Source organism: Mycobacterium sp. UM_CSW, assembly GCF_000455205.1.
Lineage (GTDB): Bacteria > Actinomycetota > Actinomycetes > Mycobacteriales > Mycobacteriaceae > Mycobacterium.
On the sequence record NZ_AUWQ01000022.1, the window covers coordinates 129,421 to 135,831 of the forward strand.

The 6,411-nt window shown below is 59.9% G+C and carries 3 protein-coding genes; 2 read left to right on the forward strand and 1 reads right to left on the reverse strand.

Annotation, left to right across the window (positions count from 1 at the left end):
• Window positions 1–558 precede the first annotated feature (558 nt).
• On the forward strand, window positions 559–744 hold the full coding sequence (locus tag N415_RS09885) for a hypothetical protein (RefSeq protein ID WP_068180303.1): 186 nt from the start codon (window positions 559–561) through the stop codon (window positions 742–744).
• Window positions 745–2,279: 1,535 nt separating this feature from the next.
• Window positions 2,280–3,377 carry a tyrosine-type recombinase/integrase gene (locus N415_RS09890; protein ID WP_239645488.1) on the forward strand — a complete coding sequence of 366 codons (1,098 nt, stop codon included), beginning with the start codon at window positions 2,280–2,282 and terminating at the stop codon, window positions 3,375–3,377.
• A 93-nt stretch (window positions 3,378–3,470) separates the two neighbouring features.
• Here N415_RS09890 and N415_RS09895 read toward each other — a convergent pair whose 3' ends face one another.
• Complete coding sequence (locus tag N415_RS09895) at window positions 3,471–6,062, reverse strand: AAA family ATPase (RefSeq protein WP_068180309.1); 2,592 nt, start codon at window positions 6,060–6,062, stop codon at window positions 3,471–3,473.
• Window positions 6,063–6,411: the final 349 nt, after the last annotated feature.

Consider the following 6,411-nt stretch of genomic DNA (forward strand, 5'->3'; position numbering starts at 1 on the left):
AGCCTCGATGGCGGGTCGCGCCAGAAAGGATCGCGCCGCCGTCGCTGCACCTACAGTCGCCCTCTGTTCGCCACCGCTAACGACCGCCGGGCCGAGAGCACCTTCGCGTGGCCCTTCCGATATGCCCTCGCCGTCTGCCCGCCTCGCCTGCCCAACCGCCTGCACACCGTACTGATTGCGCGCATAACCCACCCCGTCCCCATCGGCCCACTGCGCCATCGCCCGCCCCGTCAACAACCACCGGCGTCGATGCCCTTTCTCAGATCCGCGTCGACATCACACCTCTTGCACTTAGGTCTCGGTATCGCAACCTATCGTCGTGACGTTTTAAGATTGACGGGTATGAATGGCGCCAAAATGGACCCTGCCTGCCCGCGCTGTGGGCAGCCGGTAGACGGTCCTCTACCAGGTGACGGGCCGCGACGCGGGCGGCGAAAAATCTGGTGCTCCACTACCTGTCGCCGCGCAGCGCACGCTGAACGCGCCGCCGCTCAACGCGCCGGCCTCGCAATTCAGGTTGTCGAAGTTCCCCGGCGCTCCCCCGCCATCATTCGACCAGTGCTAGTCCCGCGCCCGCCAACAACCGCCGACATCGAATTGCACCTACTCGACGACCCCTACAACTGCGCCTGGTTCCTGAATCAGCTCACCGCCCGCGCCCGCAAGAATGAGCTCGACAGCCAGGTGCTGCACGCTGCTCGCGACCTAGCGCATGTGCTTCTCCCAAGAGCCGCCCGGTACTAGAGGTACGCGTTAGCTGATACCTATAAGCACAAGTTGGGAGCCACTTCGAGCTGATCACCTGACGCGATGGCGGCGCGACACCACATCGGTTTCCTGATAGCAGATCGGCAGTAATGCCTCACATCTGACACCAGCCAGCAATCTGGCCCGGGGCCAGTCGGACAACCCACAGTGCCGGTTGCGACCTCGACATACACCGGCCCGAAGGGCTCCGCGGATACGACCGAAGACACCTCGCACCGACATGTTGTGTACCACGCTCCAGCGAAGTTAAGACGCGTGAGCTTCGACCGCCAAACTACTCAAAATGCCAACCCAGCGGTCAGCTCATTGCATCGGCCAAGTTCACGCCGAATACGGGTCGCACTGGCGCGTATCCTCTATTCGACATCGGCCTTAGGCAACCGCCCAACGTGGCCGGAGCCGACCGACAACTAGCCGTTCAAGCCATCCTGCATCACCCGATCACAACATGATCGAAAGTTGTTCAGCCACCAACACTTCAAGGTGAGCGTTGCCGTTGCACCAGCCGTTTACGCCACCTGACCGGACCCAGCCGCGTGCGATCACCAACCCTGAAGACGGGCTTGTCAAGACCAAAATCGCCAGCTGCCCACGCCGTTGGGACACGGCTATCGAAGTCAGATCTCAGCAGATCTGTGCTGTGACGATTCGGTTAAACTCTGCAACTGAGCCCAACCCGCATGGGCGTCGTCGCATTCGCTACTGAATTGCCTCATCATGCTTTCAAGGCGGAGATACGCGTCCTCAAGATCCTCGGCGTATTGGGCGTTTTCATGGCGCCGTTCGAACTCTGCTAAGGCCGCCAAGGACATGCGGTACCGCGCAAGATGAAACACTATATGACTCAGTAGCACTGACCGCTTTCGCGCGTTCTCAACGATGCTCGGACACGGCGGGCCAGCGCATCGCCACTGTCCCAAATCCGCTCGCCCCGCATGCCCTGTCACAATCGGACCCTACGAGCGGTAACCTTCGTTATGCCACTGTCAACGCCGATACTTTCTGATGCCATCAAGCGCCGCTGCTGCGGGTTCTCACAAGGTCCCCGCCGATCGCGAAGCAACGGGAAATCCTGGTGAACAGTACTTTCGACGTCTTGATACGGATGTAGAAACTTTCCTTTGGCTATCGCACCAGCGCTTGAGTCTTCGTACAGTGAGTCAATGAGCACCTCCATCAGTCGGCATGACCCTGTCGACTCGGCCGTCCAAACTTGTCGAGCACAACTGTTGACTGTTGCGGACGTCGTCGTTGCGCTACGAATTAGCAGATCGTCGGTATATCGGCTCTTCGACAGTGGCAAGCTACCCTGGATCCAAATCGGCAGCAGCCGCAGAGTGCGCCCGGAGGATCTTGAGCAGTTCATCGAGCAGCACCGGCGCCTCGCATCCTGATTCGAACGCCTCGCAGACGAAGTCCCGAAGATGCCTGAACGTCGTCAACTCCCTCCCCAAATTCGGCGCGTCGAGATTACCCAGCGCGGTAGCGCCAAACCAGCAGTCCGGTACCAGTTGACCGTCGACACTGGCTACGTCAACGGAAAACGCAAGCAGCTCCGGCGCCGATACGCCACCGAGCAAGAGGCACGCAAAGCGCTCGCAGAAGTGCAAGGCAAAGTGGCTTCCGGAACTTATGTTCAGCCAACGAAGCTAACGGTCGAGGAAGCCTGCGCTGAATGGCTGGCCTCGCGCCACAGGATCAAGCCGACGACCGCCGCCGGCTATGAGTATGTACTACAACCGATCCGAAGTGAGCTCGGCGATATCCCGGTCCAGAAACTAACCCGCCGACACATCGACGACGTCATCGCGAAGCTGCGGCAAGGCGGCATGGAAGGGTCGGGCGGCCGCACACGCAGACCATGGAGCGCACGATCATGTAACTATATGCTCACGGCACTGCGACAAGTTCTCGGCCAACTCATGGCTGAGGGCCTGCTGGTCCGCAATGTCGCACTGGTCGTTGACCGGGTCGCAGGCAAACCCCGAGGCGCGCAAACCTTTACCCCAGCACAAGTCGCGGTCGTGCTCACCGGCATCGAAGACGACCGCAACCGCCACGCTTGGCACATGGCATTGACGGGAATGCGGCGCGGGGAAATCGCGGGGCAACGGTGGGAAGACATCGACCTCGAAAACAAGCTGATACGAATCGGCCGAACACGCCTCGACATCAAGGGGAAGGCCGTGGAATCCAACGATGTAAAGACCCAATCTTCAAATAGGACACTGCCTATCCCTGACCCGCTGCTCGCCGAGTTGAAAGCCGCCAAAGCTCGTCAGGCCGCCGAAAAGCTCTACCTCGGAGCCGCTTACAGCGATCTAGGATACGTCGTGTGCAACGAGGCCGGCGAGCCATACCATCCTTCGACATTGTCGAAGCTATGGGGTTCAGCGATCGCCGATCTCAACGTTCCTCAGCTCAGATTGCACGACGCGCGGCACACCTGTGCAACCCTGATGACACTCCAGAAGGTGCCAATTGTTTTGGTGGCGGCGTGGTTAGGGCATGCCGATGTGTCGTTCACAATGCGCACCTATGTCCACTCGCAGCCTGACGCGTTGAAGGAGGCTGCCGACAGCTTCAAGCGGCGGACTACCGGAGCATGAACCTCCGACAAGGCCGTCCCAGGTTGGCAGCCTGAAAGCATGAGGCGTGACGGTCGGTGAAGTGGGCGGAATTTGGATGTCTTGCCGTACGGCTTAGCCGCGGTAGGCGGCGCGGGCTGCCTTTGCCCTTTCCCAGTCTTCTTGCAGCTCTGCGACGGTGGGCTTAGTGCTCATGTACTCCGCGGCGTGCGCATGGCCAGTCATGCGCTCGCACGCTCGGTCGAACAGTGGCTCGATAACCGCGACCGCGGCATCAAGGCGGCTGGTGTCAATCTTCGATAGGCGCGTCATCATAATGTTCTTCCGGTAGCGCTGAGTGACGTTCTGAAGCAGCTCCTGCTCCACGAAGGCCTCGCACCATGCACGGATGAGATCGTAGGTCTCCTTGATCAGTGCGTCCTGGACGACCGGCTGGGCACTCGGAATTTCTTGCAACTTCGTGTTGATTCTCTTGGCTAGATCGGCGGGCGTGTCGAGACGAGGCTCCACGTCGGGCGCCAGGATTCCCTTGGTCTCGCCGCCATCACGGACCTCGTAGATCTTCGCTCGGAGTTTCTTGCTCTGCCGCCCCGAGATAAGGGCCGATGCGAACATGATGTTGTGAGTCAGCACGATGACTTGATGTGTCTCGGCAAGGTTCTGAATTCTTGCCGCGACCTCGTCGAGCCGACGGTAGTCCAAGCTTGTGACGGGGTCATCGAATACCAGTGGCGCTTTGGTATCACGCATCCGGCTCTCAGCTAGGAAGTCCGCAAGGGCAAGAACCTTTTGCTCCCCCTCGGAGAGCACCGACGACGGCCTGTAGCTCGCAACGACTTTCTTCCGTTGGGCCTGTCCGCTCCGTCCCTGAAAACGCAGCGCGACTTGTGGTGCTCGCAGTCGTTCACATTCCTCGTGAAACAGGGTTTCGAAGTTCCTATTCACCAGGTCTTCACTCGCTAGTTTCGACTGCGCCGTTAGATGTTTGGCGGCACCGTTCGAGATGACGCGCGAAAGCTTGTTGAGTTGTTCCGCCCGCCTGGCGCGACGGATATAGTCGCGCGCGACTGCTATGTTGCGCTTGAGCTCAAGACGTGCCGTCAGTTCAGCAAGGTCCTTTTGCTTCTCCGCAAGCGCGGTCGCAGCGTTCGCAAGATCTTCGACTAACCGCTTGGCGGTAGCGGAAGCGGACGCCAGCACGGGTGCCACTGCGGCGGCTGACGTGTTCGCCTTGATCGCGGTTCCGCTCTCCGACAAGGCTTTTGCTTGAGTAGTCTCGTGTGCAGTGTTTCGAGCCAAGTCCAAGGCTTCGACTGCCGCGGCAGCCCAGACCGGAGGACTTTCTCCGTCGCGTTGCTCGGTTGCGAACTCGCTAGCGCGAGTCAATTCCGTTACATCGAGAATCAAGCCAGCCTTTTCGACCGCAGTCTTTGCTTCCGTGACCTGCTGGACGAGCGTCTCATCTAGGAAAGTTCGGTAGCGGGTCAGGAGATCTAATGCAGCTGGACTTAGCTCTTGCATGCAATACAGACACGCATCGCCATCGCGTGGGTAGTGGTCTTTGCCGAGGTGCTGACGATAGCGGTCACCTGCTATTACGAACTCCTGCCAGTTTTCATCCGGCGACCCGGGCAGCTCGTTGGGGCTGAAGAGTTGCTCGCGCGCTTCTGCGCGCCGCCTCTCAGCGGTTTCCAGCCCGGCCCTCGCAGCCTCATACGCATCCTCATTGAAACTCGTCACCGAAGTCAGAACCGAATGAAGGCGCGTGAGGTGACGTTCCGTCTCTTGAGCATTCGCGACGAGCGCATCCAATGTGTTGGACCGCAGTGCCGCGACTTCACTTTCGAGGCGTTCGCGGTCTGCTTCAGCGTCTTCCGGTAGTGCCGCCATGGCATCGAGTTCGGCGAGATCGGTCGCCGATCCCAGAGTTTCGATCAGCGGATATACCGCCGTGCCGCGAGTGAACTTCGACAGAAGCGGGTTACTACCGGGCGTCAGGCTGGTAACTTCGGCGGCGATGCGTTGTTGAACGCCCTGTATTCCCGCAGCCACGTGCGCGAACAGCGCAAGCTCGGCTGGCGTGTAGACGTACCCGAGATCGTTGTCGACGTGCAGCGAAACCGCACCAGCGTCGAAGACGCTAATGCGGGTAAATGGAGCGAGCCCAACCTCATTTCTCCAGTGGATGGAGAGGTTGCTCCCCGACAGCCGATACCCGATATCGGCTGAGGGAGGCGGCGGCGAATCCAGCTGCACGACATGCGCATTAGGCAGGATGTCTTCTGCCGTACGGACCGCGGAAATGCGCTTGAGGATGCGGGCGTAGCCGGTTTTGCCCGACCCATTCTGCCCGAAGAGGATGGTCAAATCGGGGTCGAAGTCCAGCTGTTGGTCAGTAGCCAGAGCGTTAACACCCTCTACTCCGGCAAGACTGACAAGTTCGAGCGTCTCTTCTTCCGAGGACTCAGCGGCCGACAGCTCGAGGGTCGGGATTTCGGGGCCGGCTTCGCCTAGGCCTTTTTCGCCCAAGAACGTCCTGTAGACGTCGTCCAGGAGGTCTTCGCTGGGCGCCTGATGCGACAGAATCGTCTCCGCTGTGAGCTGACGCACCCATGCATCCTGATCGTTCGCCCAATCCACCAGCAGATGTCGGGGCGTTGCGTCGCCAAGATTGACTGAGATCTCATCACCAGTCATCTTGCCCATCCAGGACTAGTTGCATCCGTGCAGCAATAATGTTGGGGTCACTCGTCGGCATTTTCCTTGCAGCGTGCATTGAGTGGTTACCAATTTGATGCGGACCGCATAGGACGAATCTCAGGCCTTGAGATTGTGCGCACTCGCGAGCATGTCGGCCGCCCAGCCATAGCCGTTCTCGCGTAGATAAGGTAAAAAGACCTGGATCGGCGGGATGTTGCTGCGGTAGTGCGTTCCACCGCCAGTCGACAACCCGCCTCCGGGGCCAGAGCTCAACCCTCCGCCAGGTCCAGAGCTCAATCCTCCACCCGGTCCAGTGGACAGACCCCCACCAGGCCCGGTCGACATACCACCACCC

Excerpts from the sequence above, each read along its gene's own strand:
- N415_RS09895 (WP_068180309.1), bottom strand. The coding sequence starts at position 6,062 with ATGGGCAAGATGACTGGTGATGAGATCTCAGTCAATCTTGGCGACGCA.